Below are 23,648 nucleotides of genomic sequence, written 5' to 3'. Positions count from 1 at the left end.
ATATTTTAACGCGCTACACTTCCCTGAAAGCCACTGGCACAAGGCTTACACGGCGCCTGATGCTTCACATAGCAAAGGCCTTGCGTATGTATCTTCCTAAATATTTTTACTTAGGAAAATAACCCGCAAGGCCTTTGTTATTTTGTATTATCTGCTAAAAGAAAGCTATTACAAATTATATCCTAATGAAACATAATACTGCGATCCGATAGTAGGGTTACCCCATGATTGAATATATTTTTTATTCAACAGGTTCACCGCACCCAGTTTCACCGTAGTTTTAGCTTTCGGGAAAAATTTGCTCACCATCGCATCCAGCGTACCAAATGATGGCATTTCGCTGAGTCCTGCTACGTTTACAGCAGGTCCAACAAACGCAGATTGCCATACGAAGGAGTCCTGCCATTTCCATAAAACGTTCACCGCAAAATTTGAATTGGCAATGTTGCGATTGCCTACATTCAGGCTGTAACGAACTTTTGGTGTATTGTACATGGCGAGGAAAGTACCCAGATCCTTTTGATTGGTCAACTCATTGTAGGATACATTACCACCAGCCGTGAAATTCAGTGGCAGGCTGTAATCCAGTCCCAGTGCCCAACCCCATGAATGTACGGTTTGTTGTGCACTCACTGGAATAGAGAAAATATTACGCTTGGTAGGGTCAATTTTATCAGGTTGTACCAGTACCTGTGTACCATTCATGTGTTTAAAGTCATTTTTATAGATGTAGGCATCTATTAATAACTGCTTCGCGATGACCGCTTTGTAACCCAGTTCATATGCCTGGATTTGTTCAGGTAAGAACTCATTGAAGGTATACTGTTTGGGAGCGCCCGCCTGTACAGATTGCAGTGAAAATACCGGACCTGTATTCAAGCCATAACGTTCAATCATAAACGGTAAACCACCAATCAGGTGAGCCTGTGGCGTAACGAGATCAATGTATTGATCCTGGTTATGCGGAATACGGAAACCGGTTTGATAAGAAACGCGGATATTCTGTGTTTGCAGGAAGGTGTATACGGCTGACAAACGAGGACTGAACTGACCTTTGAAGTTCATGTTCTTGTCGTAACGTATAGAACCTGTCAGTTTCAGATGATCATTGATCAGTTTCTTCATTATCTGCACATAGCCGCCATATTCGTTGATACGGAATTCATTGCCGTTGTTATCCAGGGCAAAAAGTGTTTTCTCTGAATTGAGGGCATAGCGGCGATAGTTACCACCGACGAGGATTTCGGCGAAGGGTATCAGCTTATGGAAGTTGTACATGAATTCAGCCTGATACAGGTTAGTTTTATCTGTAAACTTCGCACCTACGCCAGAGGAGTCTCCTGGGATGGCTTTGTTTTTTACTTTGTCAGCAGCAGCATCAAAAGCAGCGGTACCGGGTATTAAGCGGCCTTCGTCTGCCTTGGTTCTGGCAGCCGTGTTAAAGGCGCCGCGATTACCGTTCACTGCATTCTGGGCGGCTGCAAGTGCAGCTGCCGGGGAGGCTCCTCCCTGTAATGCAGCACCGTATGCCTGTGCAAAGGTGCCAATGGAAGCGCCGGCATAAGTTTGAAAATAGTCGCCATACCATTTCTGACTGGTTTTCCATGCTTCATTAATACCGGAAGCCAGCGTACCGCCGGCATAGCTATCGCCGGATCTTTCCTGTGTAGTATATAATCTTACATAGAAGTCAGGGCTCTTTAATTCTACTTTATATTGGCCCATATTGAAGTTCTTCAGGGAGTAACGATCAGCCCCGGTGTATACGGTAGTACCGGCGCCATAACTACCCTGGATCAACGCTTCCAGGTTTTCATTAATCTTATAATGCAGGGCGCCATTCAATTTCAGATTCTTAGTGGTATAATCAACCACATCTGATTCGTTATAACCGGTACGGGTAATACTGCTGTTGGCTGCACCCGGAATGGCAGCTGCAAAAATCTGCGCAGGTGTTACCAGCCCATGTAACAGGCCAGATACCTGACTTAATTGTTTGGAGAAGTCGGAATTAGGATTGGCCGCCTGTGCGGCAAAGGTATTATACATGTTTACGGTATTTTCGTCACCATAAACATTCACACCATTATATCCTTCATTATTCGCGCGGGTGCCGTCGGCCAGCGTATGCCCGTTAGCAAGGCTCTGGTCGCGGTGATCATACGCCTGCCAGTCTTTCGCCTGCAGGTAGCCTACGTTTAATTTAAATGCCCATTTGTTATTAAAGGCATGTGCATACCGCACTGCTACATCATAATAGCCGGTAGTAGCACTGGTGCGACCGTTATCATTCAAAAAGCCGGTCTTTACCTGAGCGCTGACGCCCTGGTATTGAAAAGGGTTTTTGCTGGTCATCAGCACAATACCATTGAGGGCGTTCGGACCATAGAGGGCAGAAGCAGCGCCGGGAATCAACTCTACGTTGTCAAGGTCCAGTTCGGGAATACCCACCATGTTGCCTACGGCAAAGTTGAGGCCGGGAGCCTGGTTGTCCATACCATCATTCAGTTGTAACACGCGGGTATTACCATTGCTGTTGAACCCACGGGTGTTCACTGATTTGAAAGTTAAGCTCTGGGTGCTCATTTCCACACCTTTCAGGTTGCCGATGGCATCATAAAAGGAGGGGGCCGGAGAAGCTCTGATGGCGCGCGCATCCAGCTTTTCGATAGATACAGGTGATTGCAGGATGCTTTCCTGTACACGGCTGGCGGCTACCACCACTTCCTGGCCGAGGATTTCGGTGGTACTGAGTTCTACTGATACGTTGTCTGTAGCAGCACTGACTTGTCTCTCTTCAGTTTTGTAACCTACATACGAAAATACAAGCGTTAGCGGGAAAGCGTGCGTGGTTTTAAGAGTAAACGTTCCGCTACTGCCTGTAATAGTACCAGCAGTAGCGCCTTTGACACTAACAGTTACACCGGGGAGTACATGGCCATTGCCTTTTTCATGGACAACGCCACTAATACTCGTAGATGTTTGGGCTGAAATTACCTGGGTTAGGGATAATAAAAGCACCAGAACGCCCCATAGGGCTTTGATAGAAATGCTTTTCATACGCAGTGGATTAATACTTTAGATTTGGTCTTAATTTAAATATACCGAAAAAAAACTGCTTTGGACATTTTGGGAGATGGGATTAAAATAAAAAAGCAGCGGAACTGTCCGCTGCTTTTCTCTTCTTCGTATCTGATTGGGATACAAGCTTTATTTAGCCATCCATTCCCGGAGGATGCGACCTATTTTTTCAAATTCTATCAGGAAACCATCATGGCCATACGTAGAATCTATTTCATGATAAGTTGCCTGTGGGAGGTGGGCAGCCATGAACTGCTGTTCTTCCGGCGGACATAAAATATCGCTGCTGATGCCTATCAGCAGTGTTGGCTGCTGAATATGAGATAGGGTAGCGGTAATATTTTCGTGGCGACCACGTGCGATGTTGTGGCTGTCCATCGCTTTGGTGAGCAGCCAGTAGGTTTGCGCATTGAAGCGTTTCACCAGTTTATCGCCCTGGTAGTTGATATAGGAAGAAGCCCGGAAATGATCGGTTTTCTCTTTGTCTTCATCTGATTGCGCTTTTACAAAAGTCTGGTAATTGCGATAGGTGAGCATACCAATCGCCCTGGCAGCCTTGAGCCCTTTTGAACCAGCATGGTGAATGTCGTCCTGCCAGGTGGTATCCGCTTCTATGGCCAGTCGCTGTGCCGTATGTATCGCAATACCCCAGGCGCTTTCGGCAGCGCCGGTACATAACAGGAATAAACGGTCAATGAGAGAAGGTTCTGTCAGCGACCACTCCAGCGCCTGATAGCCACCCATAGAGCCACCTATCAATAAATGGATACGTGGTATCTGCAAGTGCGCTCTCAATAATACATGCGCTTGTACCATATCCCGGATGGTAACCGCCGGAAAGCTTTGATACCAGGGCCTTCCGGTGTCAGGATTGGTGGTGTGCGGACCACTGCTGCCATAACAGGAACCAATAATATTGGCACATACAATGAAATGCTGCTCCGGATCTATCGGCTTGCCTGCGCCTATTAGGCCGGTCCACCAGTCAGCTACATCGCTGTTTGCGGTTAACGCATGACATACCCATACCACATTACTGCCATCGGCATTCATCGTTCCATACGTATGATACGCGATATGTAATCCTGGTAATACCTGACCGGACTCTAACCGGAATGCTGCTTGACTGTAAAATACCTTTGCCGACAATGCTTTTTTGAATTTGCGCAAAACTACAATATTGCCATTAAAAAATTAAGAATATACATCAAGGGATTTACAGGTAGTATCCTGCGTATGTTCATAATTTGTAATTCGTAATGGCCATGGATTTTTTTATCTTTGTTCAAGAAACGCATTAATTATGAAGATAGCATTACAAAGAGTAGACGACGGATTTAATATGGAGGCAGTAGATGAAAACGGCCACAAAGTACTGATGGACTCATCTCTGGAGAATGGCGGTAAGAATAACGGGGTACGACCTATGCAAATGGTCATCATGGGCCTCGGCGGTTGTTCTGCCATTGATGTGATGATGATCCTGAAGAAACAACGTCAGGAAGTAGAAGATTTCCGCATCGAAATTGAAGCAGAAAGAGAAAAAGGAAAAGAACCTTCTCTCTGGGAAACTGCTCACCTGATTTTCCATCTCAAAGGTAACATCGATCCCGATAAAGCTGCCCGTGCAGTGGAATTGTCCATGAACAAATACTGTTCTGTTGCAGAAACCCTGCGTCAGGGAAAAACAAAACTGACCTGGGAAGTGAAATTGAACGCTTAAACAGCTGTAATTACCATATCCATGAGCAAAGACAGAAATCAGTATCAACCGGATACCAATGCGGTAAGAATTCAAATACCCAGAACGGATCAGATGGAACACGCGTCACCAATGTTCCTGACATCCAGCTTTTGTTTTGATAATGCAGAGGAAATGCGCGCTACGTTCGCGGATGAAACTGACTTTAATATTTACAGCCGTTTCAGCAATCCCAACGTAGACGAATTTATACAAAAGATGTGCGCCCTCGAAGGCGGAGAAGCAGGTTATGCTACCTCCTCCGGCATGAGCGCTATCTTCGCCAGCTTCATGGCCCTGCTCAAAGCAGGCGACCATTTGCTGTCCGCCCGCTCTATCTTTGGCTCTACTCATACCGTGATCACGAAGTTCCTGCCTAAATGGGGCATTGAAACTTCCTATTTCGATATGACAGATCCCGCCGGTATCGAAGCCATGATTAAACCCAACACCCGGATGATCTTCGTGGAAACACCTTCCAACCCCGGACTGGAAATCATTGACCTCGAACTGCTGGCCAATATTGCCAACAAACATAATCTCATACTGAACGTAGACAACTGCTTTGCTACGCCGGTATTACAACGGCCTATCGCTGCCGGCGCCCATCTGGTAACACATTCCGCTACCAAGTGGATCGACGGACAAGGACGTGTACTCGGAGGCGTAGTAGTAGGTAAAAAAGAACTGATCAAGGAAATACATACTTTCTGCAGAAGTACCGGCCCTGCCATGTCTCCGTTTAATGCGTGGGTATTGAGCAAGAGCCTGGAAACGCTGTATGTGAGAATGGAACGCCATACAGAAAGCGCTCTCAAACTGGCGCAGGCACTGGAAAGCAATCCACACCTCTTGTCAGTGAAGTATCCTTTCCTGCCCAGCCATCCGCAATATGCTATTGCCAAAAAGCAAATGTCAGGTGGTGGCGGTATCGTTTGCTTCGAGCTGAAAGGAGGCCTGCAACAAGGCGTGAAATTTCTGGACGCGCTGGAGCTGCTGTCATTGACGGCTAATCTGGGCGACAGCCGCAGCATTGCTTCTCATCCTGCCAGCACTACACATGCTAAACTCAGCGATGCAGAAAGAGCTATTGCCGGTATCACCCCAGGATTGATCCGTATTTCAGTAGGACTGGAAAACATAAAGGATATTCTGGCAGATATTGAACAGGCACTGGAAAAAAGTAAATAAGCATACATCACGGAGCTGACGGAAAGGAATGCCTGTAAGGGTTATCCGGATCGTCAGCTCTTATTATAACCGCATAGCCGGACTATTGCGGATCACGGTACTTCGTCACCTGCTCCCAAGTTTTATTAAACCTGTATTACCTATACTGCACTTATGAAAAAGTTATTACTGTGGCTTATATTAACCGGAATTGGTCCATTGCTGACAACCGGTCAAACCAGATATAATCATAAGATCATTGCCGTGCTGCCGGTGAGAACAATGTTTGTAGATTACAACATGCTCGCTGATAGTAGTATGCAGGGGTTTCAACGAACAGAATTAACTTATGGCCTGCAACTACAGCAGGCACTTTACAACACTATTGTAAGTGATACCAATCGCTTACTGGTTGTAGTACAACCGTGGGAAGTGACAGATAGTATCCTGAAGCAGGCGGGTGTCGACTTACGGAAAATACCCTACATGGACATAGATGCCGTGGCAAAGATATTAAAAGTAGATGCCTGTATTGTCACAACAGTACGCCGCAAATCCAGGAAGGGCAGCAACGTAGGACCTACTACGGGAGCAGCTTTAGGGGTTACGCCGGTAGCGGCAGCGGCTATAGGCATTGCCGGCGCTGCAGCCGCCCAGGAAGGCAGCCGTATGATTAAGAGTGATAGCAAATTGTTTTCGTATGAGCTGGTGGACGGAAAGTCTGGTAACACCATTTGGTCTTCTTCAGATGTAATTACCTTTAAAGACCTGACATTGTATAAAGATGGTCTTGTTTGCTCGCCTAATATTTTTGCACGGTTTAAAAAACGTTTTCCCTATTGCGATTAGCCCTGATATTTATTGCATTTTTCTGCTTATATTAGAAAGATGAAATCCTTTGCACATTTTATCCTGATCCTCATTGTGGCTTATATAGCCGGTATGGTATTACCCTGGTGGAGTGTAGCACTCGTTGCTTTCCTCGTTACCCTGCTGATGCCTTTATCTCCCGCAAAATCTTTTTTCAGTGCTTTCCTTAGCATTTTTGTGCTGTGGATGATGCTGGCGTTTTATATGGACGTAAGAAACGATCACATATTGGCTAACAGAATGAGTGAGATGATTTTGAAAGTGCGCAGCGCTCCATTAATGGGAGTAGTAAGTGCGTTTCTGGGCGCATTGGTAGCCGGTTTTGGTGCCATTACCGCAGCCTTCCTGAGGGTGGCTAAAAAGCCTGCCTGATGCTACTTATCATGGCTGTTAAACTTCTGATAAAACAGCTTACCATTTAACACGGTAAGCTGCACGCCATTATTTTTGGGACTTATGATGAAACAGCTGTTTACCCTGGTTTGTATTTTTATCTCCGGTTATTGTCAGGCGAATGTGATCAAAGGCCGGGTGACGGATGAGAAAGATCAACCACTACCTTTTGCAACCGTCTTTATTAAAGGAACCACTACCGGGACCACCACTAATGCTGCGGGACAATATCAGCTTGACTTACCTCCCGGAAACTACACGATTATTTGCCAGTACATCGGATTCCGCAAAACGGAATTGCCGGTTAACGTGAACGCACCTACGCAAACGCTCGACTTTCGTCTGCAGCCAGTTAATATGCAGATCCGTGAAGTAGTGGTGAAGGCAAATGGCGAGGACCCTGCTTATGCCATCATCCGGCAGGCCATTAAAAAAAGACATTTCTATCAGCAGCAGGTAAAGGAATACACCTGTATGTCCTACATCAAAGGCACCGTTGGCATGAACAACGTGCCAGGGAGATTCATGGGGCAAAAGGTAGATAAGGATGACATGGGCGTAGACAGCGCCGGCAAAGGCATGATGTTCCTTTCCGAATCAATGACTAAAATATCTGCCCGTCAACCCGATCAGATAAAACTGGAAGTCATCTCTTCCCGTAAAAGTGGCGGCGGATTCGGTTTAAGCTTCCCCGCCATTATCAGTTTTTACGATAATAATGTGGCAGCTGTCGTCACCCAAATGGGACCACGTGGCTATATTTCTCCTATCGCAGAAAATGCCCTGGCTTACTATAAATATCAACTGGAAGGCACGTTTATAGAAGATGGGAAAACAGTCAACAGAATTAAAGTAATTCCCCGCCGTAAACAGGAGCCCCTGTTCTCCGGAACCATCTTTATTACTGACAACGACTGGCGCATTCATAGCACCGATTTAATCCTCACCAGCGAATACCAGCTGGAACTCATGGACACCCTGGAGATCCGCCAAACGCATGTACCGGTAACGGCAGACGTATGGCGTGTAAAAGACCAGGTGATGCGCTTTGCCTTCAATAAATTTGGCTTCGGCATGGGTGGTAATTTTGTGAATGTTTACTCCGACTATAACGTACATCCCAATTTACCAGCGAAATTCTTCGACAACATTTTCCTGAAATATGATACCGCTTTCGATAAGCAGCAACATGCTTATTGGGATAGCATCCGCCCGGTACCATTGGAGCCGGATGAGGTGAATGACTATCATCAGAAAGATAGCGCCGCCCAGGCAGCGCGTGACTCTGCGTCATCCCCCCATTACCTGGACTCGCTGCAACGAAAACAGAAAGGCGTGAAGCTGATGAGTATATTATGGAGCGGCGTAAGACACAAATATTATTTCCGCCGCGACAGTGCCGTTCAGTCGCATTCACTGTACATAAAAGGCCTGGCAAAATCGTTGAAATATAATACGGTAGAAGGGCTTGCCCTGGCGTTGGAACCAGAGGTGACACTGAATACCGGCAATGAAAGTGCATTAAGCATTGCACCCCGCATCCGCTACGGATTAAGCAATACTCACCTTAACGCCTATACGGAATTTACGTTTGTCAACGAGAGCCGCATCCGCAAAAAATATGGCCGCAACACCTGGACACTGGCAGGAGGGAAGCGCATCTCCCAGTTCAACAAAGAAAATCCCATTGATAATATCGCGAATGAGTTCTATACCCTGTTCCTGAAAGAAAACTACATGAAGTTGTATGAAAACTGGTTCGGGAATCTTCGCTACAGTCGTGTTTTTCAAACCAACGACCGCTTGTCTGTAGGGGTGAATTATGAAAGCAGAATGCCTGTAGAGAATACCACCGACTTTGTTTTCTTTAAGAACGACAGGAAGGCCTTTACACCCAATCATCCATACGAACTGGCCAACGTGCCTTTTGAAAAGCATCAGGCGCTGGTGGTGGACATGAGCTTTACTTTTCAGCCCGGGCAACAGTTTGTGGAATTACCAGACCGCAAAATTCCGTTCGGCTCTAAATATCCGACGTTCGTAGTGGGCTACACCAAAGGAATTCCCAATATCGGTAACAGTGTGGTTGATTTCGACAAATGGAATTTCTCTGTGAAAGATAATATGAATTTTAAACTACTGGGTGAATTCCGCTACCATATTGGGGTAGGAGGATTCCTTAACAGTCATAATGTGCAGATTCCCGATTACCAGCATTTCAATGGTAACCAAACGTTCTACAATATCCAATACCTGAATAGTTTCCAGCTGGCGCCGTATTACCGGTACAGTACTACTGCGGCATTTTATACAACAGCCAATGTGGAACACCACTTCAACGGTTTACTAACTAATAAAATCCCATTGTTCAATAAGCTGAAATGGAACCTGGTGGCAGGCGCCAATGCTTTTTATGTAAATGGAGATAATAATTATGTAGAAGTATTCGGGGGACTGGAAAACATCTTTAAAATGATCCGCGTGGACGTAGTGGCTGGTTATCAGAGCCAGGAAAATACCCGTATAGGCGTGCGCGTAGGATTTGGCGGTATATTAGGCAACATTGTTAAATTCAAGACCGACTAATAACGATGCCGGGGATTTCCTTACCAGCCGTGGTCGCGAAATCCCCGTATCTCCATACGCACATGCGCCATTAAAACTTCACGGATTTCTTTCTGCTGCTTTTCAGTTCTTTCTTTTCGTCAAAGAAATAAGCCAGTAATCTGTAGATCCAGATACCAACAACTGCATAAATAAAGTAAGTAATGTAAATACTCATAACATAACATTTTCGGGTTAAACAATATTGCTTCTCTAAAACTAATTTCCAAAAAGGGTGCCAATCGGGGTTGTAACGTACATGCAAATTTATATACAATAATTATCAAATAGTTATAAAATCAAAAATATTTTTTTTTAGATAAATGAACCTTTGGTTGATAAATTACGTTAGTAAGATAAGTATATTTGGACTGGCGCTGTGCACATTTTACTCACATGTACGTGCCAAATGATCCTTGTTTTTTGAATCATCGATATGAGAAAATTAGCCCTTTACGCGCTGCTGGCAGGAATTATCCTGGCCGCTGCCGCCTACATCACGGAATGGAACGATCTGCCAKGTGCAGTAGAATTAAGAACCCCAGGTTTTATCGGTTATATCTTCATTATCAGCGCAATAGCCTGGTTTTCTTTACAAGTATTATACGACTGGGGTAAAGAAGCCGACTCCTATCATTACTGATATTCGGGCGTTTTTGCTACCTTTGCGCACTGATTAGCTGCTTTTTATGAAGAAGAAGCACTGATTGAATTTTGTTCACAACGCAAGTGTCCTTAAAATTCACGCGAAATTATGGCATTACACAACAGAGTATCTGCCGCCGAGTTGAAACAACGGCTGGCAAAAGAAACATTTAAACGCGTTACTATTTCTTTCTACCAGTACGCGAAAATTCCCGACCCACAAGCATTCCGGGATCAGTTATACGCGGATCTCTTTAAGCTCGACACATTCGGACGTATTTATGTAGCCCATGAAGGCATCAACGCACAAATCAGTGTGCCCGAGTATCATTTTGAGGCATTTAAGCAACAGCTGTATGCCATCGACTTCCTCAACGGCATCCGGCTGAATATTGCAGTAGATGATGACGGCAAATCCTTCTTTGTATTGAAAATCAAAGTAAGAGATAAAATCGTGGCCGATGGTATCGAAGATTCCACCTTCGATATGGCAAACCGCGGTCGCTATGTCAATGCAAAAGCCTTCAATGAACTCACTGAAGACCCCAACACCGTGATTGTAGACATGCGCAATCACTATGAGTATGAAGTGGGACACTTTGAGGGCGCCATTGAAGTGCCTTCAGATACTTTCCGTGATCAGCTGCCCATGGCCGTGGATATGCTGGCTGATAAGAAAGACAAAAATATCATCATGTATTGCACTGGTGGAATCCGTTGCGAAAAGGCATCTGCCTACATGCTTCACAATGGATTTAAAAATGTATTCCACCTGGAAGGCGGAATCATTGAATACACCAATAAAGCAAAGGAACAGGGACTGCCCGTTAAATTCAAAGGTAAAAACTTTGTATTCGACGACCGGCTCGGTGAGCGCATCAGCGATGATATCATCAGTCAGTGTCACCAATGCGGCGCACCTTGTGATAGCCACACGAACTGCCTGAATGATGGTTGTCACCTGCTCTTTATTCAATGCGAGGAATGTGCTAAAAAGTATGATGGCTGCTGCAGTGAATCCTGTCAGACAACACACGCACTCCCCGTGGAAGAACAGGCAGAAATGCGCAAAGGCGTGGAAAAAGGATTGATGTTTAATAAATCAAGACGCAGAAGAATACCAGAATAAAAAATCCGCCCCGCGTTGTTTCTTCTCGGCAGGGCGGAGTAGTTGACTATAAAATTGAATTGGCTGGAGTGATCCGGCCTTTTCTTTTTATAGCCATTCTATCAACCTATATGCGAACTAAAAAATTGAGCCGTTAGCAGTTAGAAAATGTAATGAAGACCAACATCATGTAATCTTCACTACATTTTCTAACTGCTAAAAGCTAATGATTAATGGCTGTTTTACTTCTATATGCACTGTAGAAAATGATGGGGAATACCAGCAACGTCAGCACTGTTGCGGTAATCAAACCACCAATTACTACGATAGCCAAAGGCTTTTGTGTTTCGGAACCAATACCATGGGAAATGGCCGCCGGTATCAGACCAATCGCCGCCATCAAGGCGGTCATCACTACCGGCCGGATACGGCTTTGTACCCCTAGTTTAATGGATTCGTTCAGTGATAACCGGTCTTCCAGGTTTTTATGGAATACCGAAATGAGGATCACCCCATTTTGTATACAAATACCAAAGAGTGCAATAAAGCCCACACCAGCAGAGATACCAAAGTTCATATTGGTCACATGCAGCGCCAGGATACCACCAATCAATGCGAATGGCACATTCATTAACACCAGCCCGGCATCTTTTACACTACCCAACATAATAAACAACACCATGAAAATAGCGATGATACTGATCGGTACTACCTGTCCCAAACGTTGGGTAGCACGCACCTGATTCTCGAATTCCCCTGTCCAGCCAATGCTGTAGCCTTTCGGCAGCTTCACCGCTTTGTTAATACGCGCCTGTGCTTCCGCAATGGTACTACCCAGATCACGATCACGCACCGAGAATTTTACACCAATGAAACGCTTGTTGCTATCACGGTAAATGAAAGCCGGACCAGTAATGGTTTTTATTTCGGCAATCTCTTTCAGTGGCACTTTGTTATTATTGATGGTGGGTACCATCAGGTTGGCAAGATCGTCTTCTGTTTTACGATAGTTTTCATCGTAACGAATCCTGATATCAAATTTTTTCTCGCCTTCATACAGCTGTGTCGCGGTTTTACCACCAATCGCCATTTCAATCACGGCCTGCGCATCGCCGGTGGCTACGCCGTATTGGGCCATTTTATTATCATCCAGGTTAATACTCATTTCAGGCTGACCAATGTTACGGATCACCCCAAGATCTTTGATCCCCTGTACTGTTTTCAGCTGGGCTACTACCTGCTGCGACAATGCCTCTAATTTTACCAGGTCATCTCCAAATACTTTCACACCATTGGCGGCCTTGAAACCCGCCACTGCTTCAGATACGTTGTCACTGATAGGCTGAGAGAAGTTGAGGATAATACCTGGGTATTTCTTCAGGCGGCCTTCCATTTCTGAAATCAACTCGTCCTGCGAAATTTTGCGTTTCCATTCTTCTTTGGGCGCCAGATCTACCTGGTATTGCACGAAGTAAAATCCGTTAGGGTCAGTACCATCATTAGAGCGTCCTACCTGAGATAGCACCCTTTTTACTTCAGGGAATCCGCCCAGGTCTTCGCGGATGGCATGAGCCATTTTGGTACTTTCTGTCATCGACATACTCATTGGCAACTCGGTGGTTACCCAGAGGGAGCCTTCGTTGAGCTGCGGCAGGAACTCTGTTCCCAGGAATTTCGCGGATGCAAATGTTACCAGCATGAATGCAATGGCCAGCGTAATACTTAAACGCTTGTTCCGGTAAGTCCAGCCAAAGCCTCTCATCACAATACGGTCAAAGAAATTCACCAGTATATTGTGTTTTTCTTTCACATTTTTATTCAGCAAAATGGAACACAGTACTGGTACCAGTGTTAAGGTAAACAAGAGGGCGCCCAATAAGGCAAAGCCCAGTGTCCACGCCAGTGGAGAGAACATTTTACCTTCTACTTTCTGGAAGGAAAAGATAGGTATCAGGGAGATGATAATAATGAGTTTGGAAAAGAAGATGGCCTTCGCCAGTTCTCCACCGGTTTGCTTGATCCAGCCCAGCTTGGCCATTTTGTTGAAACGCGCCATGCCATACTTATTGGCCTTATGATCGAGCATCACGAAGATACCTTCCACCATTACCACGGCCCCATCTATGATGATACCGAAGTCGATAGCTCCCATCGACAACAGGTTGGCGCTCATTCCTTTCAGGCGTAAGCACATGAATGCAAAGAGCAGCGCCAGCGGAATAATGATGGACACAATTACGGTGGTACGCCAGTCGGCCATGAAGAGGAACACAATCACCGTCACGAAAATGATACCTTCTGCGAGATTGTGCATTACCGTATGGGTACAGAATTCCATGAGGTTATCCCGGTCATAGAATGTCTCCATTTTAATGTCTTCCGGCAGAATGGTTTCATTCAGTTCTTTCAGCTTCTCTTTCAGTTTGATGAGTACTTCGGTAGGATTTTCACCTTTGCGCATCACCACAATGCCTTCTACCAGGTCATCATTTTTATCAATGCCTACCTGTCCCACACGTGGGGCAGAGGCTTCGTGTACATTGGCGAGGTCTTTTACCAACAGGGGCACCCCGTTGATATTTTGTACAATGATGTTATTAATATCCTGTATACTGTTCAGCAAACCAATACCGCGTACAACGTAGGCCTGTCCGTTCTTTTCAATTACATCACCCCCTACATTCACATTACTTTTGGTGACGGCCTGGTATAATTCCAGGGGAGTAATATCGTATTTGGCGAGTCTTACCGGGTCGGCAGAAATCTCATAAATTTTCTCCTGGCCGCCAAAGGCTACTACATCGGCAACGCCAGGTACGCTGCGGATCTGACGGTCTATCACCCAGTTTTGCCAGGTGAGCAGATCGCGGGAATCGCGCTTATTGCTTTTCAGGTAATACCTGAAAATTTCGCCGGTAGGGCCATACGGCGGCTGTACTTCGGGGTCGGCCCCTTCGGGCAGCCCCAGGCCTCCCAGCATGTTGTTAACCTGTTGTCGGGCGAAGAAGTCTTCTACGTCATCTTCAAACATGATTTTCACCACAGACAAGCCGAACATGGTCACGGAGCGCACACTGGTTTTCTTTTGTACTGCGTTCATGGCCACTTCTATGGGAAGCGTTACAAAACGTTCTACTTCCTGAGCACTGCGTCCGTTCCATTTGGTAACAATCACAATCTGTGTATTGGTTACATCCGGAAATGCTTCAATCGGCGTATGCAGGAAGGAAAATATGCCTGCAGCAACCAGCGTAGCTACGCTGATGAAAACAAACAACTTATTCCTCAGCGAAAAAGCTACAATATTTCTAATGAATTTATTCATAACTCCTGTTCTTTAGAATGCCACTCTGGTCCTTATACCCAGGATATTTACCGGTCCGCGGTCCTTGTTGTAGGCAGGATGCAGCACAAACTGATAATCCGGGCTCAGGGCAATATGTAGCCTGGTAATGTTACATTGATAGAATACTTCAGCAATCATTTCGGGGGCATAGTTAAGTTGGCCGTCGCCCACCATAAATCCACTGCCACCGGCAGCCAGATAGTTGCGGTGGTCTTTGGACAAACCATTTACCACCAATGCTACGCCTGCATTGTCTTGTCCACGGTGCCAGCTGCTGCCGTTCTGCAGCCATCCGGCACTGATGGAACGATCTATTTCGGTATAGGCCCAGGTTTCATTATGACCATCATTCCACGATGCTTTCAGAAAAGCACCGCCGCTGTTGGTAAGCGCCTGGTCTATATTGATACCAAAACCGTATTTGGTACGGCCATCTTTGCGGACAGCTGCGATGTCTGGTGTATCTGTAGCCATTTTCACCGCTTCGTTATAGTTGCCCATCGGCGCCTGGTTAATGAAAGCCATTACACGCACATTGCCTTCCCGTTTGTGGAGTGTATGCGTGTGCGTTACTTCCAGTATTTCGCCGTTGGATTTTCCATAATTGTAATTCAGCGTAGGTCCGTTGGCGGTAGTGGGTTCCAGCGAAGTGGCAGCTTGTACCATCCAGTTATTTTTCCGGTATTGTATGGTCAGTGCCATGGTATAGCCACGTACATCTGCCGGATAATCCCACGCAGCATTACTCATCAGCGCCCAGTTCAGGAACTGGGTCCGGGGATCATGTGCGTAGGCGTTCTGGTCAAAGAAGTCAGCCAGGCAGTATTTACCGCCAATAAAGCGCAGATAATGTGTAGGCGTAGTGCCAGCCACGTTATTCAGGTCGTCCTCGTCCGCTTCCCGTTGTGTGGTTAACGGCAGCGTATAGATCGCGAAAGCACGGGCCAGGTATATCTTAGGTTTTGGATCACCTACCCGAAATGTTTCCCCGTTAGGGAAGCCCGCAATGCCGGTAGCGTGGCTGAGACCTTCGCCACCAGCGAGTTCCGGGTTTACATATATTTCAAGATCTTTTAGCGGACGAATGCCGGCGTAAATAGTACTGGTAATAGATGTCGCACTTTTTTCATGGGTAAGAAAGCTGTTGGGCCCGGAATACTTTGCGGAAAAGTCCGGGTGCCACTGTGTGACCAACGTCTGCTGGAAATGGAAAGTGTAGGGGATAATGCTATCCGTCTTCTTATCCTGCGCCAGTAAACGTACGCTGCTACAGGCCAGCATTCCTATGAAAAATAAAGCCTTTTTCACCAGTCTAGTCTTTAAGGGCATCGTAAATGAGTAGTTGATTTTTGGAGATTACTTTCTCGTCCGGATTGAGTCCGGAAGCGATATACGTAAGATCACCAGATGTTTTAGCTACTTCCACCTGTCGTACTGCAATGTTGAATTTATCTTTAAATACCAGCACATAGTTCTTGCTGTTATCAAAGATGACGGCCGCCGATGGGATCGCTATTTTCTGGTCGTTATCCTGGTACTTAATATATACGGTGGCAAACATTTCAGGTTTTAACTGCATGTTTTTATTGTCGATGCTGATACGCACCTGCATAGTTTTGGTAGCCGGATCAAGGAAGTTGTAGATCTTATCAATTTTGCCATGGAAGGGCTGGTCCGGATAGCTCACCGTTACCACATTGGCCTCGTAGCCTTCTTTAATGCGGGCAATATCCGTTTCAAATACGTTGGCCATTACCCACACATCATCCAGCTCGGAAATAGTGAAAATGTTGGCACTGTTGTCCGAACGGATTTCCATGTTGTTGTTGATATTTTTTTCAATAATATAACCGGAGATAGGAGCCGTTACCAGGTAGGTGGCGCCTTTACCTTTACGGTAAATCTTAAAGAGGTCATTCAGCCGGTTGATTTCAGCGGAAGACTTCTGTACTTCTCCTTTTGCGTTGACTACATCTTTTTCAGTACTCAGCCGGCTGTCGTATAAGTCCTGCGCTACTTTCAGGTTTTTCTCCGCCACATTGTGATCAGAGTTGGCCTGTGCCAGTTGCTTTTCATAGTCGGCAATTTCAGCACTATGTATTACTGCCAGTACCTGGCCTTTTTGTACATAATCACCCAGCTGCACTTTAATATCTTCCACATAACCACTTACCAGCGGATATACTTTCAATACCTTACCGCCATTGGGCGTTACCTTACCGGAAAGACGCAATTCATTCAATACCGGTTGCATACGCGCTGTGTCAATGCGGATGTTTTTCAACATGGTGTCACTGAGTACAAAAGTGGTCTTCTCTGTATCTTCTGCCTGGCTGTGTTTGCAGCCGCTCCATAAAATGGCGGCCAGCAGCGAAAAGCCGATAATAAGGATAGGCTGTTTCATGCGCTTAGTTTTTAAATAGTTCTTGTCCTGTTGCATAGTTGAGTTCTTCGTAAGCATTTACCCGGTTGGATAAAAACTTGTTAATATTTTTCGCGTTGTCGCTGTAGCTATTGAAATAGTCAATAAACTGAAGCAGGGAAATATTGCCTTTACTGAAGTTTTTGGCTACCTCATCAATGAGGGTATMAAATTCACCCTGGAACTGATGGAGGTCAAATCCCTTGTAACGCTTTTCCAGTGCGATGATGCGCTGATAAGCATTCAGCACTTCTGTTTGTGCGATTGATTGTTGTTGCAGCAATTGTTGTTTTTCGCTGCCAATCTGTAATTGTGCGGAACGAATGTTTCCCTGGTTACGATTCCACACCGGCAGGTCAATACCCAATGTGAGGCCTACGAAATTATTGACATAGCTGCCTTGCTTGTCATAAGTAGCCCCGAGGTGTAAATCAGGTACTGCCAGCGATTTCTGTAAGCGGTAATTCAGCTGGGCCGTTTGGTATTCCATGTCGGCAATCCTTACGTCCGGCCTGTTTTGCGCAACACTGTCGAGCAAAGGTTGTAACTGGATTTTATCCAGGCTATATGAAACCAGGTCGGCGGGTTGCAGCCTGGCTTCATAAAAGGCCGTGGTATGTAACAATTGCTGCAGGTTTTTTTGAGATTCTAATTCCTGTTGTTTCAGATCGGCAAAATCATTCTCGATGCCTACCTGCAGGGCTTGTAGCCGGATCAGGTCCGAATGAGCTACTGCGCCTTTTTTATCTGCAGTAACATAAGCATCTACTATTTTTTGCAGATTTTCCAGCTGTTCTTTCAATACCGTTTCGGTTTGTTGCTGGTAATAGATATTGTAGAAGTTTTCGCGCAACTGTAGGCGGAGGGTGCGCACCAGCTCATCAAAGTTGGCTTCGCTCATTTTCGCTGCAGCGGCAGCAAGTTGTATACTCTTGTTTCTTTTGCCTGCCAGCTGTATGAGCTGGTCAATATTATATTGCGTTTCGCCACCGGAGCCCACATTGAAGGGCTTAAATTTATCGGTACTGCCGAAACCGAGTACGCTGCTGAAAGAGGGATTACTCCACATCTTGGCTTGTCGTATCAAGGCTTTTGCAGCGTCTACCTGGTAGCGTTGTGCCAGCAAAGAATAGTTTTTCAGGAGGAAGGAATCCTCTACGGCTTGCAGGGTGATAGGTTGTGAAGACGTTTGTGCCCGTGAAGGTTGAATAAAGCCCAGGCAACACACGCACGCTGTTAGGAACAGCATCCTTTTAGTTCGCATACATCCAAATTTCATGATACAAAGCTCATGAAGCAGAATTAAAGGGGCCTTTAACGGACATTAAAATAACCTTAAAGAATTATTAGGCCGGGATTATAAATGGGGAAGCATTACAGTAAAAGTAGTGCCTTCAGCAGGAGTGGAGGTCACCGTAATATGCCCTTCGTGGATTTGTACGATTTTTTTACAGATAGACAAACCTAGGCCATGGCCGCGGATTTGAAGGGCGTTTTGGCCGCGATAGAAGGGCTCAAATATTTTATTGATTTCATCCGGAAGAATACCAATACCGGTATCTTTTATTTGTATCAGGATGTATTGCGTGAAAAAATCAATGGTGACCAATGCGGTGTTATTCTTCGAAAATTTACAGGCATTATCAATAAGGTTCAGGAAAAGCACCTTCAGCAGGTTTTCATTTCCATAGCAGGTTACCAGCAAATCATTGTCCGGAACTTTCACAAAATGAATTTCCACTTTGCTGGCCGTTTTGTGTTTAAGCCGTATCAGCGTGGTCATTTCCATGAGCAATTCATCAATGCGCACATTGCTCAACACAAATTCCTGTTGCCGCATTTCCGACTGCGCCAGCTGTAACAGGCCATTGGAGAGGTCCGACATGTTTTCAGCATCTTCCAGTACAGACGTTAGCAAAGCCAGGTATTCTTCATTGGACCGGTCTTTAGACAACGCCACCTGTAATTGGCTGATAATGGCCGCCAACGGGGTACGCAGCTCATGGGAGGCGTTGCTGACAAAGCTTTTTTGGAGATGGAATGACTCACTTAAACGCTGCAACATGGTGTTAAAGTTGGCGCCCAGCGTGGCAATTTCATCTTTTCCTTTCACCGCCACCTGTGTATCGTGCATATTGTTGGCGTTGATGCTATCCACCTGCTGCACCAGCTGGTCAATAGGCTGCACCATTTTTCTGGCGAAGAAATAACCCACGCCTACCAGGATAATTACAGCCGTAATCAGCTCCAGCAGCAGGATCTGGCTGAGGTTCTGCAGATTCTGAAAACCATATTTATCAAAAGAGGATACCAGCACAATCACCGAAACATCCCCCTCCGTGTAATAAACGCCTACTACTTCGCCACCATTTTTTTCATAGCTGTACAACTTGTTTTCCTTAATATAGTTCAGCAAAGAAGGATGGGTGCGAACAGTGGTGTCTTTCAGGTTGCTATACAGCAAATCATAGTTGGGGTTGTATACCAGGATAGTTTCCTTGTAGAGGTCCTGGAAAGTGGTGCGATCCAGTTTCCGCAACAGATCCACCTTGACATTCCCATCTTCAATAATTACATTGGCAATGGAACGGGCCCGGTATTCCAGTCGTTCCAGGTACTCTGCCTTTCTCGACTTAGCAGAAAAATAGTAGGCCAACACCGCAAATGCAATCAGCATCAGCGTTGCCGAGATCGTATAATAGAGCGCTATTTTGTACTTAATCTTCAATCAGCCTAAGCGGGGATTATTCTTCAGAGAGATAATAGCCCATACCGGTTTTGGTATGTAGTAGCTTCTGGTCAAAATCCTTGTCTATTTTTTTGCGCAGGAAGTTCATATATACTTCAATGACGTTGGTACCGGTATCAAAATCGATATCCCATACTTTTTCTGCGATGGTGAGCTTGGAAATCACTTTGCCCTTGTGCATGGCCAGGAATTCCAGTAGTTGATATTCTTTGGCGGTGAGGGCAATTTTTTTGCCGCCACGACTAACATCTTTTTTCTCCCGGTCTATTTCCAGATCAGCGATACTGATTTTATACTGGGTGCCATGGGTGGCTTCAGAACCGGCTCTTTTGAGGAATACGCGGATACGTGCCAGCAGCTCCCGGAAATCGAATGGCTTGATAAGATAGTCGTCGGCGCCAATTTCAAACGCCTGCATTTTATCTTCCATGCCGCCCAGCGCGGTGAGCATAATGACCGGTACCCGGTTGTTTTTGTGGCGGATGACTTCACAAAGTTCGTAGCCGTTGTGATGGGGGAGGTTCAGGTCAAGGATCACCAGGTCGTAGTTGTTGCTGGTGGCAAGTCCTTTGCCAATGCGGCCATCATAGGCTACATCCACGYCAAAACCATTTTCTTCCAGCCCTTTCTTAACGGCATTGGCCACTTTAACTTCGTCTTCAACTACCAGTATTTTTTGCATAATACAGGAAAGGGAAATGGTTAAAAAATATAATCAGACACATCGCAACGGGCTATGTACACATTGCGATGTGTGGTGAATGTACAGATATTTTAGTTCGTAAGGCTCGCTTCCAGCTGCATTATTTTTTCAAATAACTGCTCGTATTGCTCATTGGCACGGTCCAGGTATTTTTGTACGTCCTGGTATTCACTTTCCACCTGTGCAAATTTTGTTTTGTCGTTGTAGATATCAGGCATGCCTAAGCTGGCTTCCAGACCGGCTTTGCGTTCCTTTAAGCTGGCAACCTGACCTTCCACCTGCGAAAACTGTTTCTGCTGTTTTTGTAATTCGCGCTGTACATCTTTATTGATAGCGCCTTTACCAGCTTCTACAGCAGGGGCATTATTCTGCTGACGGGTATCTTTTTTCGTTTCAGCGTTGGCGTTAGTTTTTGCGGGTGCCTGTTGCTGAGCGGCCATTCTCTTCTTCCATTCTTCATACTCCGTGTAGGTACCTTTGAATTCCTTGATTTCGCCGTCCACAATTTCCCAGATCTTATTGGCGGTTTGGCTAACGAAGTAACGGTCGTGCGATACGAGTACCAAACTACCGTCATATTTGTTCAGGGCGTCAATCAGCATCTGTACAGAGTTCATGTCCAGGTGGTTCGTGGGCTCATCCAGCATCAGGAAGTTCGCCTGACTGATGATGGTTTTGGCCAGCGCCACACGTGCTTTTTCACCTCCGGACAGGATCTTGATCTTTTTGAATACATCGTCGCCGGTGAAGAGGAAGCAACCTAACAACTGGCGTAATTCCAGTTCGGTGCGGCCGCTGCCGAAGTTCTTCAGCTCATCCAGTATTTCACTGCCCATATCCAGCGATTCCAGCTGGTGCTGCGCATAGAAACTGGTCACTACATTGTGGCCAGGTACTCTTTCTCCTTCCATCGGCTCCATACCGAAGATGATGCGTAGGAGGGTTGACTTACCCTTACCATTGGCCCCGATCAGGGCTATTTTATCGCCACGGTTGATTTCTGCACTGGTATTTTTCAGGATTTCGATGTTCCCGAAACTTTTGCTGATATTATTCAGGGTACATAAAATCTTACCAGGTGTTTTGTCAACAGTAAAGTTAATTTTGATTTTAGACGGACCATTATCCGTTTGTTCCACACGCTCCAGTTTATCCAGCCTTTTGGCGATACTCTGTGCCTGTGCGGCTTTAGAGGCTTTGGCCTTAAAACGTTCAATGAAGCGTTCCTGCTGACGGATATAATCCTGCTGGTTTTCGTAAGCACGTTGCTGCATTTCACGACGCAATTCTTTCTCCACTTCATAGTCGGCATAAGAACCGGCATAGTGATGCAGCTGTTGCTGATACACTTCCACGATCTTATTCACCATACGATCCAGGAAGTACCGGTCATGCGATACAATGATCACGGCGCCATTGTAACCAACCAGGTATCTCTCCAGCCATTCGATAGACGGGAGATCCAGGTGGTTCGTGGGCTCATCCAGCATCAGTACATCCGGTTGCTGGAGAATTAAGCGGGCCAGGAGTACACGCATACGCCATCCTCCCGAAAACTGACTGTAAGGACGCTCGAGGTCGGCCGTGGTAAAACCTAAGCCTTCCAGCACCTGTGCGGTTTTATGCTTCATGTTATAGCCATCCAGCGCCTCAAATTCATGCAGTTTATCGCTGAATTCATGCAGCAGCTCATCAGTCTGGCTATCTTCCAGTTCTTTGGTAATACGTTCAATATCTTTCTCCAGCTCCAGCGCTTTACCAAACGCCATCATGCCTACCGTGAGAATAGATTCATCGGTTTCAAAGCTGAGCAGGTCCTGGTTAAAGAAGCCAATCGTCAGACTTTTACTTTTATTAATACTTCCTTTCGAAATTGAATATTCCCCATTGATAATGCGTAACAGGGTGGATTTACCGGTACCATTTAATCCGATAAGACCTACACGGTCGCCCGGTTCTATATGCCAGGAAGAATCTTCCAGTATCACCCTGGATCCAAACTCAAACGTAATGTCCTGTAATGCGATCAACATAAAAAATAAAAAAAAATTGAATAAAAAACGTGCAAAGTTAAGGATAAATGTCCGTATTTGGTGGATTTTGTCTGTTGTTATGCTCCACAAATGCCACGGTATTTATTTAGCTTTGCTTCAAAGCACAAAATTATGAATTTTAAAGTATGCGTTCCCGTTGGACTGGCAATGCTCGTAAGTTCCCTGTTAGCCTGCCACCAGCAAGCTCCGGAGGCTACCGAAACCGTTAGTACTTCTGCGGCTTTGCAGGCGCCCTATAGCCAGGTGTTTTACGATTCGCTGACGAATACCATGAATACCTATTATCAGCTGACAGATGCGCTGGTGCAGGCCGACAGTAGTCGCGCCAATACGCTGGCAGCGGCGGTGAAAGGGCATATCGATAGTTTGCCGGTATCGCTTTTACAGATGGATAGCAGCCACCTGGCAGAAATAGCAGGTATTACGGGCAGTATCAGCGCGGAACTGGCGGGTTTTGAAGGGGAAACCGGCCTGGAAGGCAAACGGGCCTCTTTTCAAATGGTGTCCGACATGTTGTTTGATCTTGTGAAGAATACCGGATTAAAAGGAGATACTATTTATCACCAGTTCTGCCCCATGGCTTTCGACGATAAGGGCGCCTACTGGCTCAGTAACAAGTCTGCCATACAAAATCCCTACTTCGGTCATAAAATGCTCACCTGCGGAGAAACCAGGGATACTTTAATCTATAAATAAGTTGTCGTTAAATCATGAACAGTAAATCGTAAATTACTCCGGTATTTGCTGTCCATGATTTAACGG

18 protein-coding genes are annotated in these 23,648 nt (G+C 45.7%); 8 read left to right on the top strand and 10 right to left on the bottom strand.

Annotated features, from left to right (window positions below):
* Positions 1-168: 168 nt before the first annotated feature.
* Together AC1DFM_RS33455 and metX are read right to left on the bottom strand one after the other, a co-directional pair.
* The gene (locus tag AC1DFM_RS33455) at positions 169-3,060 is read right to left on the bottom strand and encodes a TonB-dependent receptor (protein ID WP_477081139.1); all 2,892 of its coding nucleotides are present in this window, start codon (positions 3,058-3,060) and stop codon (positions 169-171) included.
* A 150-nt stretch (positions 3,061-3,210) separates the two neighbouring features.
* On the bottom strand, positions 3,211-4,251 hold the full coding sequence (gene metX, locus AC1DFM_RS33450) for a homoserine O-acetyltransferase MetX (protein ID WP_477081138.1): 1,041 nt from the start codon (positions 4,249-4,251) through the stop codon (positions 3,211-3,213).
* 133 nt (positions 4,252-4,384) lie between these two features.
* Here metX and AC1DFM_RS33445 point away from each other — a divergent pair, with 133 nt between their 5' ends.
* The 5 genes from AC1DFM_RS33445 (at position 4,385) to AC1DFM_RS33425 (ending at position 9,841) form a co-directional block, all read left to right on the top strand.
* On the top strand, positions 4,385-4,804 hold the full coding sequence (locus AC1DFM_RS33445; RefSeq protein WP_477081137.1) for an OsmC family protein: 420 nt from the start codon (positions 4,385-4,387) through the stop codon (positions 4,802-4,804).
* Between the two features lie 21 nt (positions 4,805-4,825).
* Entirely contained in the window at positions 4,826-6,013 is a 1,188-nt protein-coding gene (locus AC1DFM_RS33440) for an O-succinylhomoserine sulfhydrylase (protein ID WP_477081136.1), read from the top strand.
* A 153-nt stretch (positions 6,014-6,166) separates the two neighbouring features.
* A complete protein-coding gene (locus AC1DFM_RS33435) occupies positions 6,167-6,841 on the top strand; it encodes a hypothetical protein (protein WP_477081135.1) in 675 nt (224 codons plus the stop codon).
* A 39-nt stretch (positions 6,842-6,880) separates the two neighbouring features.
* Entirely contained in the window at positions 6,881-7,234 is a 354-nt protein-coding gene (locus tag AC1DFM_RS33430; protein WP_477081134.1) for a hypothetical protein, read from the top strand.
* Positions 7,235-7,318: 84 nt separating this feature from the next.
* Positions 7,319-9,841 carry a DUF5686 and carboxypeptidase regulatory-like domain-containing protein gene (locus AC1DFM_RS33425; protein WP_477081133.1) on the top strand — a complete coding sequence of 841 codons (2,523 nt, stop codon included), beginning with the start codon at positions 7,319-7,321 and terminating at the stop codon, positions 9,839-9,841.
* 70 nt (positions 9,842-9,911) lie between these two features.
* On the opposite strand, the gene AC1DFM_RS33420 is transcribed toward AC1DFM_RS33425, so the two are convergent.
* A complete protein-coding gene (locus tag AC1DFM_RS33420; RefSeq protein WP_291923810.1) occupies positions 9,912-10,037 on the bottom strand; it encodes a hypothetical protein in 126 nt (41 codons plus the stop codon).
* A 258-nt stretch (positions 10,038-10,295) separates the two neighbouring features.
* Here AC1DFM_RS33420 and AC1DFM_RS33415 point away from each other — a divergent pair, with 258 nt between their 5' ends.
* Positions 10,296-10,502 carry a hypothetical protein gene (locus AC1DFM_RS33415; protein WP_477081132.1) on the top strand — a complete coding sequence of 69 codons (207 nt, stop codon included), beginning with the start codon at positions 10,296-10,298 and terminating at the stop codon, positions 10,500-10,502.
* A 111-nt stretch (positions 10,503-10,613) separates the two neighbouring features.
* The gene (gene trhO / locus AC1DFM_RS33410; protein ID WP_477081131.1) at positions 10,614-11,633 is read left to right on the top strand and encodes an oxygen-dependent tRNA uridine(34) hydroxylase TrhO; all 1,020 of its coding nucleotides are present in this window, start codon (positions 10,614-10,616) and stop codon (positions 11,631-11,633) included.
* Between the two features lie 202 nt (positions 11,634-11,835).
* Here trhO and AC1DFM_RS33405 read toward each other — a convergent pair whose 3' ends face one another.
* The 7 genes from AC1DFM_RS33405 to AC1DFM_RS33375 all read right to left on the bottom strand — a co-directional run bounded on the left by AC1DFM_RS33405 (position 11,836) and on the right by AC1DFM_RS33375 (position 22,865).
* The gene (locus AC1DFM_RS33405) at positions 11,836-14,937 is read right to left on the bottom strand and encodes an efflux RND transporter permease subunit (protein WP_477081130.1); all 3,102 of its coding nucleotides are present in this window, start codon (positions 14,935-14,937) and stop codon (positions 11,836-11,838) included.
* Between the two features lie 12 nt (positions 14,938-14,949).
* Positions 14,950-16,266, bottom strand: a complete 1,317-nt coding sequence (locus AC1DFM_RS33400; RefSeq protein ID WP_477081129.1) for a carbohydrate porin — start codon at positions 16,264-16,266, stop codon at positions 14,950-14,952.
* Positions 16,267-16,270: 4 nt separating this feature from the next.
* Positions 16,271-17,362, bottom strand: a complete 1,092-nt coding sequence (locus AC1DFM_RS33395; RefSeq protein ID WP_477081128.1) for an efflux RND transporter periplasmic adaptor subunit — start codon at positions 17,360-17,362, stop codon at positions 16,271-16,273.
* 4 nt (positions 17,363-17,366) lie between these two features.
* Positions 17,367-18,644: a TolC family protein gene (locus AC1DFM_RS33390; protein ID WP_477081127.1), complete on the bottom strand. Its 1,278-nt coding sequence runs from the start codon at positions 18,642-18,644 to the stop codon at positions 17,367-17,369.
* A 93-nt stretch (positions 18,645-18,737) separates the two neighbouring features.
* Positions 18,738-20,108 carry a HAMP domain-containing sensor histidine kinase gene (locus tag AC1DFM_RS33385; protein ID WP_477081126.1) on the bottom strand — a complete coding sequence of 457 codons (1,371 nt, stop codon included), beginning with the start codon at positions 20,106-20,108 and terminating at the stop codon, positions 18,738-18,740.
* Positions 20,109-20,124: 16 nt separating this feature from the next.
* Positions 20,125-20,811, bottom strand: coding sequence for a response regulator (locus AC1DFM_RS33380; RefSeq protein WP_477081125.1), 687 nt, complete (start codon positions 20,809-20,811; stop codon positions 20,125-20,127).
* Positions 20,812-20,903: 92 nt separating this feature from the next.
* A complete protein-coding gene (locus AC1DFM_RS33375) occupies positions 20,904-22,865 on the bottom strand; it encodes an ABC-F family ATP-binding cassette domain-containing protein (protein WP_477081124.1) in 1,962 nt (653 codons plus the stop codon).
* A 132-nt stretch (positions 22,866-22,997) separates the two neighbouring features.
* Here AC1DFM_RS33375 and AC1DFM_RS33370 point away from each other — a divergent pair, with 132 nt between their 5' ends.
* Positions 22,998-23,582 (top strand): DUF3347 domain-containing protein, encoded by a 585-nt coding sequence (locus AC1DFM_RS33370; protein WP_477081123.1) that lies wholly within the window; start codon positions 22,998-23,000, stop codon positions 23,580-23,582.
* Positions 23,583-23,648 lie beyond the last annotated feature (66 nt).

The organism is Chitinophaga sp. 05T412 (assembly GCF_056396465.1).
Note: the sequence above shows the minus strand (reverse complement) of the source record. Positions and strands in the feature narration are given on the sequence as shown.